At 68.7% G+C, this 16,097-nt stretch carries 13 protein-coding genes; 4 read left to right on the forward strand and 9 right to left on the reverse strand.

The genetic code is table 11. The features are described from left to right. Window positions 1-133 precede the first annotated feature (133 nt). The 3 genes from BCL67_RS00655 to BCL67_RS00665 are packed head-to-tail and all read left to right on the forward strand — an operon-like array spanning window position 134 to window position 1,871. Window positions 134-673 (forward strand): DUF3099 domain-containing protein, encoded by a 540-nt coding sequence (locus BCL67_RS00655; RefSeq protein WP_106121548.1) that lies wholly within the window; start codon window positions 134-136, stop codon window positions 671-673. Continuing rightward, window positions 673-942 (forward strand): acetone carboxylase, encoded by a 270-nt coding sequence (locus tag BCL67_RS00660; protein WP_106121549.1) that lies wholly within the window; start codon window positions 673-675, stop codon window positions 940-942. The genes BCL67_RS00655 and BCL67_RS00660 overlap by 1 nt, the downstream gene beginning before the upstream one ends. Continuing rightward, window positions 939-1,871 carry an SURF1 family cytochrome oxidase biogenesis protein gene (locus tag BCL67_RS00665; RefSeq protein WP_106121550.1) on the forward strand — a complete coding sequence of 311 codons (933 nt, stop codon included), beginning with the start codon at window positions 939-941 and terminating at the stop codon, window positions 1,869-1,871. The genes BCL67_RS00660 and BCL67_RS00665 overlap by 4 nt, the downstream gene beginning before the upstream one ends. Before the next feature lie 59 nt (window positions 1,872-1,930). Here the strand turns inward: BCL67_RS00665 and BCL67_RS00670 are convergent, their stop codons facing one another. Continuing rightward, on the reverse strand, window positions 1,931-3,529 hold the full coding sequence (locus BCL67_RS00670; RefSeq protein ID WP_106121551.1) for an ABC-F family ATP-binding cassette domain-containing protein: 1,599 nt from the start codon (window positions 3,527-3,529) through the stop codon (window positions 1,931-1,933). A gap of 64 nt (window positions 3,530-3,593) precedes the next feature. Here BCL67_RS00670 and BCL67_RS00675 point away from each other — a divergent pair, with 64 nt between their 5' ends. After that, entirely contained in the window at window positions 3,594-4,283 is a 690-nt protein-coding gene (locus BCL67_RS00675; RefSeq protein ID WP_106121710.1) for an energy-coupling factor ABC transporter ATP-binding protein, read from the forward strand. Window positions 4,284-4,321: 38 nt separating this feature from the next. Here the strand turns inward: BCL67_RS00675 and BCL67_RS00680 are convergent, their stop codons facing one another. From BCL67_RS00680 to BCL67_RS00715, 8 genes are all read right to left on the reverse strand, one after another. After that, window positions 4,322-5,782 carry a sugar transferase gene (locus tag BCL67_RS00680; protein ID WP_106121552.1) on the reverse strand — a complete coding sequence of 487 codons (1,461 nt, stop codon included), beginning with the start codon at window positions 5,780-5,782 and terminating at the stop codon, window positions 4,322-4,324. Beyond that, the gene (locus BCL67_RS00685; RefSeq protein WP_106121553.1) at window positions 5,779-6,909 is read right to left on the reverse strand and encodes an ATP-grasp fold amidoligase family protein; all 1,131 of its coding nucleotides are present in this window, start codon (window positions 6,907-6,909) and stop codon (window positions 5,779-5,781) included. Before BCL67_RS00685 ends, BCL67_RS00680 begins: the two co-directional genes overlap by 4 nt. 5 nt (window positions 6,910-6,914) lie before the next feature. Beyond that, window positions 6,915-7,904, reverse strand: a complete 990-nt coding sequence (locus tag BCL67_RS00690; protein WP_146131041.1) for an ATP-grasp fold amidoligase family protein — start codon at window positions 7,902-7,904, stop codon at window positions 6,915-6,917. Window positions 7,905-7,909: 5 nt separating this feature from the next. Beyond that, entirely contained in the window at window positions 7,910-9,367 is a 1,458-nt protein-coding gene (locus BCL67_RS00695) for a hypothetical protein (protein ID WP_146131042.1), read from the reverse strand. After that, on the reverse strand, window positions 9,360-10,319 hold the full coding sequence (locus BCL67_RS00700; RefSeq protein WP_219886331.1) for a glycosyltransferase family 2 protein: 960 nt from the start codon (window positions 10,317-10,319) through the stop codon (window positions 9,360-9,362). Before BCL67_RS00700 ends, BCL67_RS00695 begins: the two co-directional genes overlap by 8 nt. After that, complete coding sequence (locus tag BCL67_RS00705) at window positions 10,319-11,062, reverse strand: WecB/TagA/CpsF family glycosyltransferase (RefSeq protein WP_106121557.1); 744 nt, start codon at window positions 11,060-11,062, stop codon at window positions 10,319-10,321. Before BCL67_RS00705 ends, BCL67_RS00700 begins: the two co-directional genes overlap by 1 nt. 98 nt (window positions 11,063-11,160) lie before the next feature. Further along, on the reverse strand, window positions 11,161-12,729 hold the full coding sequence (locus tag BCL67_RS00710; protein ID WP_106121558.1) for a polysaccharide biosynthesis tyrosine autokinase: 1,569 nt from the start codon (window positions 12,727-12,729) through the stop codon (window positions 11,161-11,163). 307 nt (window positions 12,730-13,036) lie between these two features. Continuing rightward, complete coding sequence (locus tag BCL67_RS00715) at window positions 13,037-15,973, reverse strand: helix-turn-helix transcriptional regulator (protein WP_106121559.1); 2,937 nt, start codon at window positions 15,971-15,973, stop codon at window positions 13,037-13,039. Window positions 15,974-16,097: the final 124 nt, after the last annotated feature.

Raw genomic sequence — 16,097 nt, forward strand, 5'->3', positions numbered from 1 at the left:
GTCCGAAGACGCGCCCGCGTGGATGCGGGGCCGACGGCACGGATGGTCGTCTCGGCACAGCCTATGCCAGCCGGTATGTGACCGTCGCGTCACATCGCCGTCGCCGACCAGGTTGGGCACCTAGAATGGACCGGTGAGCGACCAGGTCCACTCGATCACTGATGCTCCTCAGAAGCACAGTGACGAGCAGCACTCGAGATTGGTGCGCTATGCGGTGTCGATGGGCATCCGTATGGTGTGTTTCATCCTTGCGGTGATCCTGCAGAACTGGATGACCTGGGTCCTGCTGGCCGCCGCGGTGATCCTGCCCTACGTCGCCGTCACCACCGCCAATGTCGGGGCCGACCGGTATATGGGCCGCCGACAGTCCGAGGACCTGGACGCCCCCGCCCTGTTGACCACCACGCATGAAGAGGGTGAGCCGGAGGCAGACCAGCAGTGGTGGGAGCAGGACGAGCCCACCTCCGAGAACGGCTTCGCCAACGGCGTCGCCGAGTCCGAGGTGATCCCCGGGGAGCTCGTCGAGTCCGAGGATCACGAGCCGCCCGAGTCACAGAACGGCTCGGCGGTCCAGAACGGCTCAGCAGAGCCGGTGGATGCCCAGGATCCCCGTGATGACGGGCCGCAGGACCGATCGACCCAGCCCCTCGATGATCAGGACACGCACCGCTGATGGACCTACTGAACACCCTGGGCGGCGCCGGCGCGCAGCCCGGACCGCAGACTCCCCAGTGCTCGCGCAAGGACTGCCGGCAGGACGCGATCTGGCAGGTGCTCTGGAACAACCCCAAGGTCCACACCCCGGAGCGGCGCAAGATCTGGCTCGCCTGCGACGAGCACTGCCCATGGCTCGAGAACTACCTCACCCAGCGGCTCTTCTGGCGCAGCACCGAGCCGCTGGAGACCGGTGCCGCCGATGAGTCACCGCGGAGCGACCTGTGAACCGCTACCGGTTCCTGCTCACCCCCACTTGGCTGGGCTGGCTGGGCATCTGCGTGCTCTTCGCCGTGGCCTGCGTGTTCCTCGGTCAATGGCAGATCGATCGCCGCGAGATCGCGCTGGAGGAGATCAACCGGATCGTGGACAACTACGACCAGGACCCGATCGCCTACGCCGAGGCCCGCGAGCTCTTCGACGCGGCCGATGAGCAGGACGAATGGACCGTGGTCGAGCTGCGCGGCGAGTACCTGACCGAAGACTCCCGGCTGGTCCGCAACCGCGGACACAGCGGCTCGGTGGGCTACGAGTCGGTGGTCCCGTTCGCGGTGGCCGGCACCGACGACGTCGTCGTCATCGATCGCGGCTGGCTGCCCACCGACAGCACCGACGGCTCCCAGCCGGCGCTGAATCCTGCTCCCCCGGAGGGCGAGGTGGACCTGGTCGCCAGGATCCGCCCGGCCGAGCCGGAGATCAACCGTGGCGCACCGGAGGGTCAGCTGGCCTCCATCGATCTGGAGGGATACCAGGATCAGCTGGACTACGATCTGCTGACCGGCGGCTATGGACTCATGGCCGAGGAGTCACCGGCGCCCGAGGTCGCGCCGCGACAGCTGATCCGCCCCTCCCAGGACGAGGGCCCGCACCTGTCCTATTCGATGCAGTGGATCACCTTCGGGCTGCTCGGCTTCATCGGCTGGGGCTATGCCGCCCGGATCCACGCCCGCAATCGGGACTATGAGGAGGCCGAGGCGCTGATCTCGGACGCGCCCCATCACGCCGAGGGTGCCGACGGCGCCCCGGTGCACGCCGCCTCCTCGGCACCGGCGCAGGATCGGGTCCGCGAGGCCAGGCGTCGACAGCGGATCAAGACCGGCAAGCTCTCCGACGAGGACCTCGAGGACGCCTGGGTGGACCAGCGGCTGCACCGCTGAGGCCCACCCCGCGGGCGGGGACTCGTCCTGCGCGCAGGGCTCCACCCGGCACCCCTGGCTCAGGCCAGCGTGATCAGGTCTTCGTAGTCCTTGGTGTAGAGGTCTTCCTCGCCGTCGGGAAGCAGGAGCACCCGGTCCGGGCTCAGCGCCTCGACGGCGCCGGGGTCGTGGCTGACCAGGACGACGGCGCCCTCGTAGGTGCGCAGCGCGGCGAGGATCTCCTCGCGGCTGGCCGGGTCCAGGTTGTTCGTGGGCTCATCGAGCAGCAGCACGTTCGCGCTGGAGGCGACCAGCGAGGCCAGCGCCAGGCGGGTCTTCTCACCGCCGGAGAGCACCGAGGCCGGCTTGCTGACGTCGTCGCCGGAGAACAGGAAGGATCCGAGGATCTTGCGCTGATCGGTGTCGTTGAGGAACGGTGCGGCGGTCTTCATGTTCTCCAGCACCGAGCTCTCGGTGTCCAGGGTGTCGTGCTCCTGGGCGAAGTAGCCGAGCTTGAGCCCGTGACCGCTGATGACCCGGCCGGAGTCGGCCTCGGCGGCTCCGGCGAGCAGGCGCAGCAGGGTCGTCTTGCCGGCACCGTTGTAGCCCAGGATGACCACGCGGGATCCGCGGTCGATCGCCAGGTCGAGCCCGGTGAAGATCTCCAGCGAGCCATAGGACTTCGAGAGTCCCTCGGCCATGAGCGGAGTCTTGCCGCAGGAGGCCGGGGCGGGGAAGCGGATGTTCGCGACCCGCTCGGCGGCGCGCTCACCTTCGAGCCCGGCCATCATCCGGTCGGCGCGCTTGAGCATGGACTGCGCGGCCACGGCCTTGGTGGCCTTGGCGCGCATCTTCTCGGCCTGGAAGCGCAGCGTGGAAGCCTTCTTCTCCGCGTTGGCGTACTCGCGCTTGCGCCGGGCGGCGTCCTGATCGCGCTGGACCAGGTACTTCTTCCAGCCCATGTTGTAGACGTCGAGCGTGGTGCGGTTGCCGTCGAGGTAGAACACCTTGTTCACGGTGGACTCGATGAGCTCCACGTCGTGGGAGATCATCAGCACTCCCCCGGCGTAGCTCTGCAGGTGATCGCGCAGCCAGACGATGGAGTCGGCGTCGAGGTGGTTGGTGGGCTCATCCAGGAGCAGCGTGTCGGCGTCGGAGAAGAGGATCCGAGCGAGCTCCACGCGGCGGCGCTGACCACCGGAGAGGGTCTTCAGCGGCTGGGTGAGGATCCGCTCGGGCAGGTCCAGGTTGTTGCAGATCATCGCGGCCTCGGCCTCGGCGGAGTAGCCTCCGGCGGCGTCGAACCGGGTCTGGATCTTGCCGTACTGGACCATGGCCTTGTCGCGCACGTCGTCGTCGGTGCTCATCATGTCCTGCTCGGCGCTGCGCAGCTTCGCGGTGATCACGTCGAGCTCACGGGCGGAGAGGATCCGGTCGCGGGAGAGCTGCTCCATGTCGTCGATCTTCGGGTCCTGCGGCAGGTAGCCGATGCTTCCCCGGCGCTCCACCTGACCGGCGGCGGGCTGGGTCAGCCCAGCCAGCACCTTGGTCATCGTCGTCTTGCCCGCACCATTGCGACCGACGAGCCCGACCTTGTCGCCGGAGTCGATCCGGAAGTTGACCTCGTCCATCAGCAGGCGCGCGCCGGCGCGGAGTTCAAGATTGGATACGCTGATCAACGGTGCAGCTTCCCTTCGGGCCGAACAGAGTGCGGCGGCCTGACAGTTTCAGATCGGTGGTTTGGTGGACAACCTCTCTAGTGTAACGACGACGCTCGATGCCGTCGCATTCGAGGTCGATACGGCCGAGGGTGCGCGGCGGCGGATCCTGCATCCGCTGACCCTCACGCTGCGCGAGCATCGGATCGCCGTGATCGGCGCCAACGGCTCTGGGAAGTCCACGCTGCTGCGCCTGATCGCGGGACTGGTGACGCCCACGGAAGGGTCGCTCCAGCTCAGACCCGCGGGTGTGCGTCCTGGGTTCATCTTCGCGAATCCGCAGGCGCAGCTGATCATGCCGGTCGTCGGTGAGGACATCGCGTTCTCGCTGCGCCGCAGCATCAGCTCCCCCAAGGGACGCCGGGAGCGCAGTCGTGAGATCTTGGACACCATGGGCCTCGGGGACCGGGAGAACTCGAGCATCTATGACCTGTCCTCCGGGGAACGGCAGAAGGTCGCCCTGGCCGGTGTGCTCGCCGCAGAGCCCGAGCTGGTCCTAGCCGATGAGCCGACCACCCTGCTGGATCTGCGCAGCACCGTGGAGTTCACCGAGCTGCTGATGGGTCTCGAGGCCCCGATGATCGTGGCCACCCACGACCTTCAGCTCGCCGCGCGCGCGGACCGGGTGCTGGTCTTCGAGGCGGGCCGGCTCATCGCCGACGGCGCGCCTGGCCCGGCGATCGCCCGCTACCGCGAGGTCGCCGGCGCTGCCTGACCTGCCTGCCCTGCCCTGCAGAGCTCGAACGGGCCGCGTCAGTAGGCCCCGGCCCCGCCGAAGACCGCACGCGCGGTGCGAGCCACGATCTGGATGTCTCCGAGCAGCGTCCAGTTCTCCACGTAATAGAGGTCAAGCCTGACGCTCTCCTGCCAGGAGAGGTCCGAACGGCCGGTCACCTGCCACAGCCCGGTGATCCCGGGTTTCACCAGCAGCCGCCGGTGCGTGTGGTCGTCGTAGGCGTCCACCTCATGCGGCAGCGGCGGGCGCGGCCCCACCACCGACATCTCCCCGCGCAGCACGTTGTAGAACTGAGGCAGCTCATCCAGGCTCAGCCTGCGCAGCACCGCGCCGATGCGCGTGACCCGCGGATCCCGGTGCATCTTGAAGAGCACCGCATTGCCTTCAGACTGGGCTCTGAGCGTCGCGAGCCGGTCTTCGGCGTCGACCACCATCGAGCGGAACTTCAGCATCGAGAAGCGTGAATGGTTGATCCCGACGCGCTCCTGCCGGAAGAGCGCCGGCCCGGGGCTGTCCCACCGGACCCAGAGCGCGAGCGTGATCAGCAGCGGGGCCAGCATCAGCAGTGCCAGCGCGGAGAAGAGGATGTCGAAGGTGCGCTTGGTCAGCCGCGCTGTGCCGGTCAGTCGCGGGTAGGCCACATGCAGCAGCGGAACCCCTGCGACCATGTTGGAGGTGATCCGCGAGCCGGCCGTCTCCGTGATGGAGGGCACCACGACCAGGTTCACATCCAACGCGTCAAGCGCCCAGCCCAGCTCCCGTACCCCCTGGGCAGAGAACAGATCCGTCTCGGTCAGGAGCACCAGATCCGCGGCACCGCGGGTCACGACGTCAACGACCTGCGCGACGACGCGCTCTCGAGTCTCGACGTCATCGACGGCGTGATCGCCGCGCACCTCGTGGATCGCTGTGACGCTCGTGCCGGTCACGGACTTGGATCCCTGCACCGCCGAGACCACGTGGCGGACCTTCGCGGGATGTCCCACCACCACGGCACGGTGGGTCCACCTCCCTCGACGCCACTGGGCATGCAGCACCCGGCGCCACAGCCACCGCCCCGCCAGCACCGCGCTCGCTCCGATCGGCAGCGACCAGAGTAGGTGTTCGCGCGGGACGGCAAGGTCGAAGGCGACCAGCGCGGTGAACAGCAGCCCGAAGCTCGCGCAGGTGGCCACCAGCACCCGGCGGTACTCCGTCACATCAGCCCCGATATGGCGCCAGTCCCGAGACCGACTCACGCTCAGCGCAGTCATCCAGAGCACGCCGAGGACGGCAGTGGTCGCCGCCGGAGCCGCAGGCAGGGCCAGCTGATGGACCACGGCGAGGACCCCGCCGATGACCCCGAGATCGGTGACCACCAGCCACCTGGCATAGCCTCGCTGCCAGCGCCGGGCCGTGGCCGGACCCGCCGGAGAGCCCATCCAGTCCAGGCTCGGCGCGACGCTGGCGATGTCCACCATCGAAGGCTGACTGGTCATGGAAGCGACTCCTCGTTCTGCGCCTGGCGACGGAGCCGCTCAGCGGCAGCCAGGACGGCACGCTCGGTGGGAGGCTCGATGACGATGGTGTCAGTCCGGGCGAGCGCATCCTGCAGCACCACCGTGCTGTTCAGCTCGACGAGGTCTTCCAGGGCGAGGTTCTCCGACCCCAGGGTGATCTCTGGACCCACGGTGTCCTCCGAAGCGACCGCATCCTTCCGGATCGAGCGACTCGCTGAGTCGGCTGCGGCGTCCATCAGCCGCGGCAGCCCGTCCGGACACTCCTGCGCGGTGTCGCGTCCCGCCCACCAGGCGCCCAGCTGGAAGTCCGCCGAATCAGGTGTGAAGGGGTCCATTCCCCCAGAGGGGTACGGCGTCAGTTCCCCGAACCACAGCTCACCGTCGAGGTTGTACAGGTCCACCCGCATGAAGTCATACCTGGCGCCCAGAGCCTCCGCGGCGCGCACCATCTGATCGAAGTTCTTCGGGCGAGGGGCGACCGGCCCACGGGGAGCCTCATTGATGAGGTCCAGCGGCTCCCACTCGCGGGTGTAGAACAGCTCATGGAAGTCCTCGGTGAATCGTCCCGCGTCGGTGTGCAGGATCCGCATGCGTCCGCAGAAGACGTAGGTCTTGAAATCGATGAGCGGGCGCCCGTTTCCGATCCTCGGCTCGACGATGAGTTCACGCCGCGCCTGCGTGTAGGCCCACTCCCCGACCGCGATCCGGTCATAGGGACGCAGCCATCCCCTGGTGACCCGGCGCAGCTCCTCGATCGTGGTGCTGCGATCCCCGAAGTGCACGGCCTTGCATCGGTGGTTCGGCTTGATCACCCAGTGATCGGGCAGGGTGGAGAGGTCCAGCTCGTCCAGGTCGGTGCCGTGCCACAGCGTCTCCGGCACGTTGATCCACGGGGCCCGCTCGGCGGCGTAGTCCTTCATCGCCCGCTTGTCGCAGGTCCAGGCGATCTCGGGACTGCGATCTTCGAGCATCCGCTTGCTCAGGAACTCGGTGAACCGCGAAGGGGTCTCGAAGTTCCCCCACCGGCCGAACCTGCGCCGGTACATGATCCGGCGCAGCAGCGGATCCGGGACGGGGCCCAGCAGCCTGCGAAATGAGGTGTGCATGGTGACTACCTTTCAAGAGGAACGGCCTGCGGCACAGGCCTCGAGGAGGGTGCGCGGCGCGCTCTGCGCACGACCGGTTCCACAGCTGGCGGGGGCGTCGCAGCGCTCGACGGGGTCTGATCAGTCAGGTCTCGCAGCTCTGCCGGGTAGTCCTTCACATCGTCGAATCCAGCCCACCAGGCGCCCATCTGGATATCCACCGACTCCGGGGTGAAGGGGTCCATCCCGCCGGAGGGGTAGGGCGTGAGCTCCCCGAACCACAGCTCCCCGTCGACGTTGGCCAGGTCCACGCGCATGAACTCGTAGCCCGCGGCGAGGGCTTCGGCCGCGCGCACCATGTCGTCGAAGTTCTTCGGCCGTGGTTCCACGGCTCCTCGGGGCCCGCCGTTGCTGATGTCCAGCGGCTCCCAGTCCCGGTCATAGAACACCTCGGCGAAGTACTGCCGGAAGCGGCCCATATCGGTGTGCAGGATCTTGAACTCGCCGTGGAAGACGAAGATGTTGAGCTCCCGCAGCGGGGCTCCGTCACCGGTGCGGGGCTCGATGATCAGCTCCCGCCGTGCCTGCCCGTAGGCCCACTCACCGACCGCGATCCGGTCATACGGGAGCAGCCACCCCTTCGTCACCCGGCGGAGGTCCTCGATCGTGGTGCTGCGGTCCCCGAAGTAGACCGCTTTGCTGCGATGGTTCGGTTTGATCACCCAGTGATCGGGCAGGGTGGAGGGGTCCAGCTCATTCAGGTCGGTGCCGTGCCACAGCGTGTCGGGCACGTTGATCCACGGGGCCCGCTCCGCGGCGTAGGCCTTCATCGCCCGCTTGTCGCAGGTCCAGGCGATCTCGGGGCTGCGGTCCTCGAGCATCCGCTGGGTCAGGAACTCGGTGAACCGCGAGGGTGAGCTGAAGTTGCCCCACCGGCCGTACTTGCGCCGGTACATGATCCGGCGGAGGAGCGGATCGGGGACGGGAGTCAGCAGCCTGCGAAATGACGGGTGCATGATGATCACCTTTCTAGGGAAGCGGCCTGCGGGGCCGGCGTCGGGGATGGTGCAAAGAGGTCGGCCTCGGCGGCAGCGGTCGGTCCGATGTCCGGCCGGCGGACCAGACGGGAGGCCAGGAGGAGCCCTGGGATCACCTGAGCCAGCGTCACCCCGATGGCCATGGAGACTCCCGGCGCCGCCGGGCCCAGTCCCAGCTGGATGCCGAGCAGCGTGCCGGGCACCACGACGAGGAGCAGAACCAGTGACATCGCGGCCTGGAGCCAGAATCCTCGGCGGTCGGTGAAGAGGTTCGTCTGGGTCAGATGCGCCGACTGGGCGACGAGGGCCGCACCGAGCCCGAGCACGACGCCCCAGGAGGGCACGAGGCTGCCGCCGGTGACGAGATCCGCCACGGGCCGTGCGAAGACGACATACCCAAGGGCGGCGGCGCCGCCGAGACCGGTGAGCATGAGGTTGGCGCGGCGCCAGAGGTCAGGGCCCGGGTCCACGGCGAAGCGGGGCCAGAGCACCGTGGCTGCCATGTACAGGACCGAGTAGATCGGCATGTAGAGCTGCAGGGCGATGGCGTACTCACTCAGATCCAGCGCTGTGGCCGCGCTGGCCAGCACGATCCGGCCGTGCTGCTCGGAGAGCACCGTCCCCGCGGTGGCCAGCAGGACCGGCAGCCCGCCGAGCAGGATCAGCTTGATCGAGGTCCCTTCGGCCGCCCGCCTCCGGCGGTCACCGCGTTCGGCGGAGAGCGGCACGGCTGCGGCGGCGATCCCCCGGATGCCGATGCGCGGGTGCAGGAAGGCGAGATAGCCGCAGACGCCGAGGAAGCCCAGCGTGCTCAGCGGCAGTCCCAGCGCCAACCAGGCCACGGAGATGCCCAGCTGCCCCAGGACCAGCACCACCAGCAGGTTTCCGACCGAGGGCAGCAGCCCCAGCACGACCAGGACATCCGCACGATCTCGACCCACCAGCACGCGCTCCGCGATCCCCAGGGGGAGGCTCAGGAAGAAGATCACCAGCACCAGGCTCATCACCAGGTCGATCTGCGGCGCCAGCGCGGCAGGCACGTCGAACACCCTGGACCAGAAGCCGTATACCCCGCTCAGTGCGGAGGCCAGCGCCCCGAGAAGTCCCACCACGGTCAGCAGCAGCGCGGTGCGCCGGATCAGAATGCGCACCTCCTCCAGCGACTTCGCCGATCCGTCGGCCCGGGCCACTGCTCGAGCGACAGCCGCTCCCATCCCGAGATCGGCGAACGGCAGCGCAAGCTGCAGCTGCGCGACCAGGGTGATGAAGCCGAAGGCGAGCACCCCCGCGTAGTGCACGGTGAGCCCCGCCGTCGTGAGAGCGCAGATCGCACTGATCGGGAGCACGGCGATCCGCAGACCCGCGGTGCGCATGAACACCGCGGTCCAGCTTCGGTGCGGCCCGGGAGTCGGCGTGACCCCGGCTGCCGGAGAGTCAGCCATGACCACCGACCTGCAGCATTCCGGACATCGCGACCACCACGGCCGCCGCATGCGGACGAGCCCGCAGACATTTCGCCAGCTGGCGGATCCCCTGATTCCAGGCCCCGGAGGCGAAGGCGTCCCGCGCCACCACCGAGGCTCGGAAGTCGGCGCGGGAGCGTGGCGAGATCTCGGTTCCCGCCGCGTCGATCGAGTCGATCCAGCGTGAACTGGCCTGCCAGTCTGCGCTGCGCGAGATGGAGCCGTCGCTGGCCTGGTGCACCCGGACCAGCACCTCGGGCAGCATGGTCAGCGTCTTGCCGGCAGCTTCGAGCCGGGCGAGCCAGTCCCAGTCCTGGTGTCGAGTCAGCGCGTCGTTCCAGGGGACCTCCAGTGCGGTGGCTCTGCTGCACAGCAGCGAGGAGGTCTGCATGAAGGTTCGACGCAGTCGCAGCGTGGAACGGTCGAGGATGTAGTCCACCACCGGCTGCGCATCCTCAGACTGATACAGCCGTTCGGGGACCACGCGGCTCGACGATCCCACGAGCAGCGACCGCGAGCTGACGACGGTGTCATCATCGACCACGGCCATCTGCAGCGCGGCCTTCTCAGAGACCCACTCGTCGTCGTCGTCGAGGAACGCCACATGCGTCGTGCTGGCGCTGCGCACCCCGAGGTTGCGGGCACCGGCTCCCCCGAGACCCCCCGGGGTGACCACCATGATGTGCGGCAGCCCGGCGAGCAGCCGCTCCACGCTGGCGGCGTTCTCGGGACGGTCCAGGACCACCAGCGCCGTGGTCTGCCAGGACTGGCGCAGCACCGAACGCACGGCGCGCTTGAGCGACCGGCGGCCCACGGTGGGGATGATGGCGGTCAGTGAGCGGGCATGTGCAGCGGCGAAGCGTGCTTCGAGCTCGGTGCGCAGCGGCACGGTGTTCCCGGTGTCGACCCGGGAGGGGGTGTCGATGCTCATCATGGCCTCAACATCAGCAGGGCTGCGAGCTTCATGGGCTCCAGCAGGTAGCGACCGGCGAGCCGTCGCGGATCGTTGGCCAGTCGCCACGCCCACTCAAGACCCATCGCCCCGAGGCGACGGGGAGCCAGCGACTGGGTGCCTCCGAGCTGATCCAGCGCGCCGCCCACGGTGGCGATCACCGGGACGTCGAGGCGGGAGGCCAGCTGGTCGGCGATGCGCTCCTGCAGCGGCATGCCCATGCCGATCAGCAGCACCTGCGGGTCGTGGTCCCGGATGGAGCCGGCGATCTCTTCGATGTTCTCCGCGCGCCACGGGTCTCCGGGGATCGCCTGCCAGTCCACCTGCCCGCCGAGTGAGCGCAGGTGCTTGAGCACCGCGTCGCTTGCGGCCGGGGTGCCGCCGAGCAGGGTCACCCGGTCGATGCCCTCCAGATCCGCCAGGCCCTCCACCCAGTCGGTGGAGCCGATGCGATGCTCGGTGCGCAGCGGCACCTTCAGCCCGATCCGCATCAGCGCCAGCAGCGGCATGCCGTCGACGACGACGGCGCCGGCACGATCATAGAAGTCGCGGAACTCCGGCAGGCTGTACCAGAGGTAGACCGAGTGCAGATTGTGTCCGGCGACGAGCATCCGCCGGTGTTCGCGGGCGGCGTCTCGGATGTGGGCGAGCAGCTCCTCGCGGCGCAGCGGAGTGACATCGACGTTGAGCAGTGGAACATTCAGGGACGGGATGACAGTCATCTCAGCTCTCCTCAGGAATGGATCGACGGTGCAGGTGACGTGACGTGGGGGCGAGGGGCGAGGGGTGAGCTCAGGGTGGGGGTCGGCATGGCAGGAGATCACGTCCTGTCCTGTGGAAGCCGGAAGATCCGGGCGGGGGCCGGGGCGCCCTCGGACAGCGCCAGGGTGCCGTCGGGGAGCCGACGCCGCCGTGCCGAGGAGAGTCCGGCGGCCCTGGCGCTGAGCCGCTGTCCGGTGTCGCCGTCGGCTCTGCCCGTGCCGTCATCCGGACGCCGCCGACGTGCACCGGGAGCGCGGAGGTCCCGGAGGCTGTCGGGTCCGCGCAGCGGAGCCCCGGAGAGCACCACTCCGACGAGTCGGGCACGTGCTCGGGTCAGCAGATCGAGTCCGGTGCCCAGCTGCACCCGCGTGACCTCGCCGTAGCGGACCACCACGATGACGCCGGTGGTGATCTGGGCCAAGAGCGCAGCGGCGGATCGGCTCAGCAGCGCGGGAGCGTCGACGATGGTGACGTCGTAGGTCTCGGCGCAGCCTTCGAGCAGGGCGGCCATGGCGTCCATGCTGGAGGCCTCCAGGCCGTGGTCCTGCCCCCGGCCGGCGGGCAGGACGTCGAGTCCCGGTTCCGCATCGGTGATGATCACATCCTCGAGATACGCCCGACCGGCCAGCACCTCGCTCAGGCCCGCCGGGGTGAGGTCGGTCACCTGACCTCGGCTCTGCGCTCCCGCGCGGAACCAGTCCACGATGTCGGGGTTCCCGAAGTCTGCACCGATCAGCAATGTGCGACGCTCACCCTCGACCAGGGATCGCGCGAGATTCACCGCGACGGTGGTGCGCCCCTCCCGCTCCACGGAACTGGTGATCACATAGGAGCTCGGCGAGTCCGGGGACTTGTTGGACATCAGCCGGATGCGCATCTCCCGGAACGAGGCCACCGAGTCCACGGGACGCGGGTGGGTGCCGTCCTTCTCGCTGGGAGTCCTGTGTGCGCGCCTGCTGACCCCGATCAGCGGGGCGGCGGTGAGATCCTTGAGGTCTCGGGGGGTGCGGATCGAGGTGTCGCGGGCTTCACGCAGGTAGGCCAGGATGAGTCCGAAGAGAAGTCCGACGCCGAGGCCGGTGCCGAAGATGAGCTCCGGCCTCGGGCTGTGCGGGCGAGCGGGCAGCTCCGCCTCCCGGACCACCGACAGCTCGACGAGCTCATCCCCGGCAGCCACAGGGGCGCCTCCCGGAGTCTCGATCTCGTTCACCAGATTCTGCAGGCTGGCCACCGTCGCATTGGCGAGGTCCGTCGCCGCCTGGGGCTCACCGGCGCTCGCGGTGATCTCCAGCAGCAGGGTGTCGCGAGGCACCTGCGCGACGATGTCCTCGGCGAGCTCGGCCCGAGGCAGGGCGAGTCCGAGATCTTCGATCACGGGATCCAGCACGGCGGGGGTGGTGACGAGGTCGGCGTAGGTCTGGACTCGCTGTCCGGCGACCATGCTGCCCTGGGGAAGCTCATCGAGGTTCTCGCCGGACCCGGAGGAGACGTAGATCGTGGTGGTGGCGGTGTAGATGGTCGGCTGTGCGATGAAGAACACCGCCGCCACGACCACGGCGAACACCGTCGGGAGCAGGATCGACGCCCATCGCCGGCGGCAGATGCGCACGTGGTTGTGCAAGGTCATAGGTGACAACTTCCCGGTGCAAGGTCAGTGGTCACCGTGCAGACGCCCCGGGAACGGAGGGGCGCCTGTCACGGTGCGTTGCCCACGCTAGGCCGGGAGGGGTGCGCTTCATCACGGTGCTGAGCGAACCCCCGCAGGGATTACGGGGGAACCCCCGTGATTCCCCGTGGTCAGGAGCTCCGCAGCCCACCCTGTGCGCGCCGGTGCACCTCAGCGGCTTCGGATGCCAGGCTCCGGGAGTCGCGGTCAGGAAACCCGGATCAGGAGCTTCGGTGCGGTGATCCCCAGGCTCGACGGACCATCAAGATCAGGCGCTGCGCAGGTCGCCGTCGTCCTCATCCTGGAGCATGCGGCGCAGGGCGTGACGCGATTCGAGCGTGAGCTTCCCCAGGGCGTTGGCGACGTGGTACTCCACGGTGCGCACCGAGAGGACCAGCTCTTCGGCCACATCCTTGTTCGACAGACCCTGACCCACCATCAGCGCGATCTCGCGCTCGCGGCTGGTCAGCCCGGTCAGCGCGAACCGCGCCTTGGAGCTGAGCCCTTCGGGCAGGTCGATCATCCGGATGCGCTCGCTGCTGTCCGCTGCGGGTCCCGGCCTGTGCAGGGTCCTGAAGATCTCGTCGGCCTGATGGAAGAGCCCCTCGGCACCACAGCCCTGGAACATCGAGGCGGCCCAGAGCACCCACTCGGAGGCCTGCTCCACCTTGTCCTGCAGGGCGTCCCTGCCTTCTACGACGCAGTGCCCGAGGTCCAGGGCCAGGAGCCCGCGGTAGATGCTCAGCGCACCCCCGTCGCCGGGCACGTGGGGTGACTTCAGCGACGGGGTGGCCGAGATCGTCGCCATCGCGGCGCTGAGGTGCTCATGCGCCGCGACGTGCTTGCCGGTCCCCATGGATGCCAGCCCACGCAGGTGCCGCAGCACGTACTCCCGCTGCGGGGGCGCTGAGTGCTCATCGGCGCGGACCTTGTTGATCAGCGCCGGGAGCGCCTGAGCCTTGCCGCTGTGGAACAGGGACCGGCCCAGCAGCACCACCGGGGTGATCGCGCGGGACCAGATGTTCAGTTCGACCTGCAGACCCAGGACGCTGCTGACGACGCGCTCGTGGTCCTGGACGGAGGTCGCACCCCAGGCTTCGACGAAGCCTCGCCCGGCGCGGCCCAGGCTGGTGCCGGTCATCCGCCGGGTCTGCGCCCGCAGGTCGAACGCCATGGCCTGCACCGGCCCGCGGGCGGTGGGCACCAGGTGGGCTGCGTTGAAGGCCACCGGGGCGACATTGTCCTCACGGATGTCGAGCACCTCGGCGGCGGCCGACTCGGCGAAGGCCTGTGCCTCGCTCCAGAGCCCGGCCTCGAAGAGCAGGTAGGTGACGTGAATCTCCGCATGGGCCAGCGCCCGGCGATTGCGTCCGGGCCAGTTCTCGATTGCGGTGATCAGGTCCGCGTAGGCGTCGGTGAGATGGCCCGCGGTGCGGAGCAGCGCGCCTCGGGCCACCAGGAGCACCATCTGCGCAGATTCGGTGCCGGGCACGCTGCGGACTTCGTCGAGGAGCTTCTGCACCTCCGCGGAGAAGGACGACGGCTCGGCGTCGACCATGCCTTCCAGGAGCCGCCAGAGCTGCAGGCTCACCCGCAGGCCGCGGGTCTCGGCCAGCAGCTGCTCGGGCGTGGCGATCCGGGTGCGCACGGATGGGTCGTCGGCTTCGAGCTTGGATTCGAGGTGGCGCAGCACCTCGACGGTACGTTCTGCGATCTTGAACAGGTGCCAGTAGGAGCCGCGCAGCCCGGTGGTGCGCGAGGCCTGCAGCACGGTGTCGGCGTAGCACAGCAGCGACTTGGGAGACGCGTCAGCCAGATCCTCGCCCCCGGCCAGGAAGCGCAGAGTTCCTTCCAGATCGCCGCAGTCCAGCCGGTCACGGGCCAGGATGCCGCGGCGCAGCACCTCGGGCACGTCGTCGTGGCGGTGCGCCCAGCTGATCGTCGATTCGATGTCGATCCTGGTGCCCGCGCGCATCGCGACGAAGGAGAGCGTCTCCAGCGTGGCCCCAGACCGTTCCACCTCGAAGGCGAGCCGGCTCAGCTCCAGGCTCTCGCCGGTGTCCCCGGTGCGGCTGGCGGTGCGGGCCGCGTCGGTGAGCGCCTCGACGATTCCAGTCCGATCCCCGACCGAAGGGTCCAGCAGCGCGGCCTGCGCCCGGTGTCGCACGGCGCCGGGGCCGCCCTCCAGCCGGGCCAGGCGCATGTGCAGGTCCACCCGCTGCTCGCGGGGCAGATCAGCGATGAGGCAGCGCTGGAACATCCGGTGCTGGAGCCAGAATCGCCCGGATCGCATCGATTCCTGGACCAGGCTGGAGTTCCGCAGCGCCTCGACGTCGACGGATTCGACTCCCAGCAGGTCGCGAATCTCATGGACCGCCAGCGGGTAGCGCGCCAGGGCCAGCAGCGCCAGCACCTCTTGGACGTCCGCAGAGGTCTCCTCGAAGATCTGTCGGATGAGCAGCCGCTGGGTCTCGGCGGGGCCCTCCCCCCGGTCGAGATCCTGCAGCGCCGAGTCGAGGGCGGCGGCGGAGATCACCTCGTCGGGCACGGTGAGCTTCTCGATCACGTAGTCCAGGAACGCCGGGAAGCCGCCGGTGGCATCGTGGATGCGGGCGGCGACGTTGCTGCTGATCGGCAGCCCCGTCTCCTGCTGGATCAGCTCCCGGACCTCGGTCTGGGTGAAGGGTTCCAGCACGATCCGCAGCGCCTCACCAGCCGTCGCGGTGTACCGGGTCAGACGCTGCAGCTCGGGACGCGTGGTGGGTCGACCGGTCACCAGGCAGAGCACCGGGACGTCTTCGAGCTCCCGGATCGTCTGATAGATCACCGCCGCGGAGACCGGGTCGGTCCACTGGAGGTCCTCGATGACCAGCACGACAGGTTCCCTGATCCGGTCGGCCTGCTCCTGGACCAGAGCGGCCAGCTCCCGCGCCTCGGTGGGCGCTCGATAGCGCAGCGGCTTGCGCAGCAGGTGCGCGGCGGCATAGCCCGGCGTCTCCTGGTCGGCGGCATCGAGATAGACGTTCGCTCGCGACCACCCGGCGAGTCGAGACATGGCCTCGTTGAGCAAGGTGGTCTTGCCGACACCTGGTGGGCCTTCGATCAAGATGAATCGCGGCTCGGAGGAGGTGTGAACGGTCTCCGCAGTCGCCACGATGGTTTCAAGCTGTGATTCCCGGCCCAGAAAAGCGTTACTTCGTGACATGAATGCTCCCTGGCACAGGTGGCATCCTGTTTGCTTCAGGGTACAAACATGGATGCCACCTGCTTCGGGACAGCTTATGTCATGGTTCTTCCCAGCAAAAGACCTGGCAAGAACCTTTGTTCAA

Source organism: Nesterenkonia sandarakina (genome assembly GCF_003003175.1).
GTDB classification, from domain to species: Bacteria; Actinomycetota; Actinomycetes; order Actinomycetales; family Micrococcaceae; genus Nesterenkonia; species Nesterenkonia sandarakina_A.

What these genes read in the sequence shown, in the direction of transcription:
- BCL67_RS00700 (WP_219886331.1), bottom strand. Translation starts at nt 10,319, where the DNA reads ATGAGCATCGACACCCCCTCCCGGGTCGACACCGGGAACACCGTGCCG.
- BCL67_RS00680 (WP_106121552.1), bottom strand. Translation starts at nt 5,782, where the DNA reads ATGACCAGTCAGCCTTCGATGGTGGACATCGCCAGCGTCGCGCCGAGC.
- BCL67_RS00710 (WP_106121558.1), bottom strand. Translation starts at nt 12,729, where the DNA reads ATGACCTTGCACAACCACGTGCGCATCTGCCGCCGGCGATGGGCGTCG.
- BCL67_RS00660 (WP_106121549.1), top strand. Translation starts at nt 673, where the DNA reads ATGGACCTACTGAACACCCTGGGCGGCGCCGGCGCGCAGCCCGGACCG.
- BCL67_RS00705 (WP_106121557.1), bottom strand. Translation starts at nt 11,062, where the DNA reads ATGACTGTCATCCCGTCCCTGAATGTTCCACTGCTCAACGTCGATGTC.
- BCL67_RS00690 (WP_146131041.1), bottom strand. Translation starts at nt 7,904, where the DNA reads ATGCACCCGTCATTTCGCAGGCTGCTGACTCCCGTCCCCGATCCGCTC.
- BCL67_RS00685 (WP_106121553.1), bottom strand. Translation starts at nt 6,909, where the DNA reads ATGCACACCTCATTTCGCAGGCTGCTGGGCCCCGTCCCGGATCCGCTG.
- BCL67_RS00715 (WP_106121559.1), bottom strand. Translation starts at nt 15,973, where the DNA reads ATGTCACGAAGTAACGCTTTTCTGGGCCGGGAATCACAGCTTGAAACC.
- BCL67_RS00695 (WP_146131042.1), bottom strand. Translation starts at nt 9,367, where the DNA reads ATGGCTGACTCTCCGGCAGCCGGGGTCACGCCGACTCCCGGGCCGCAC.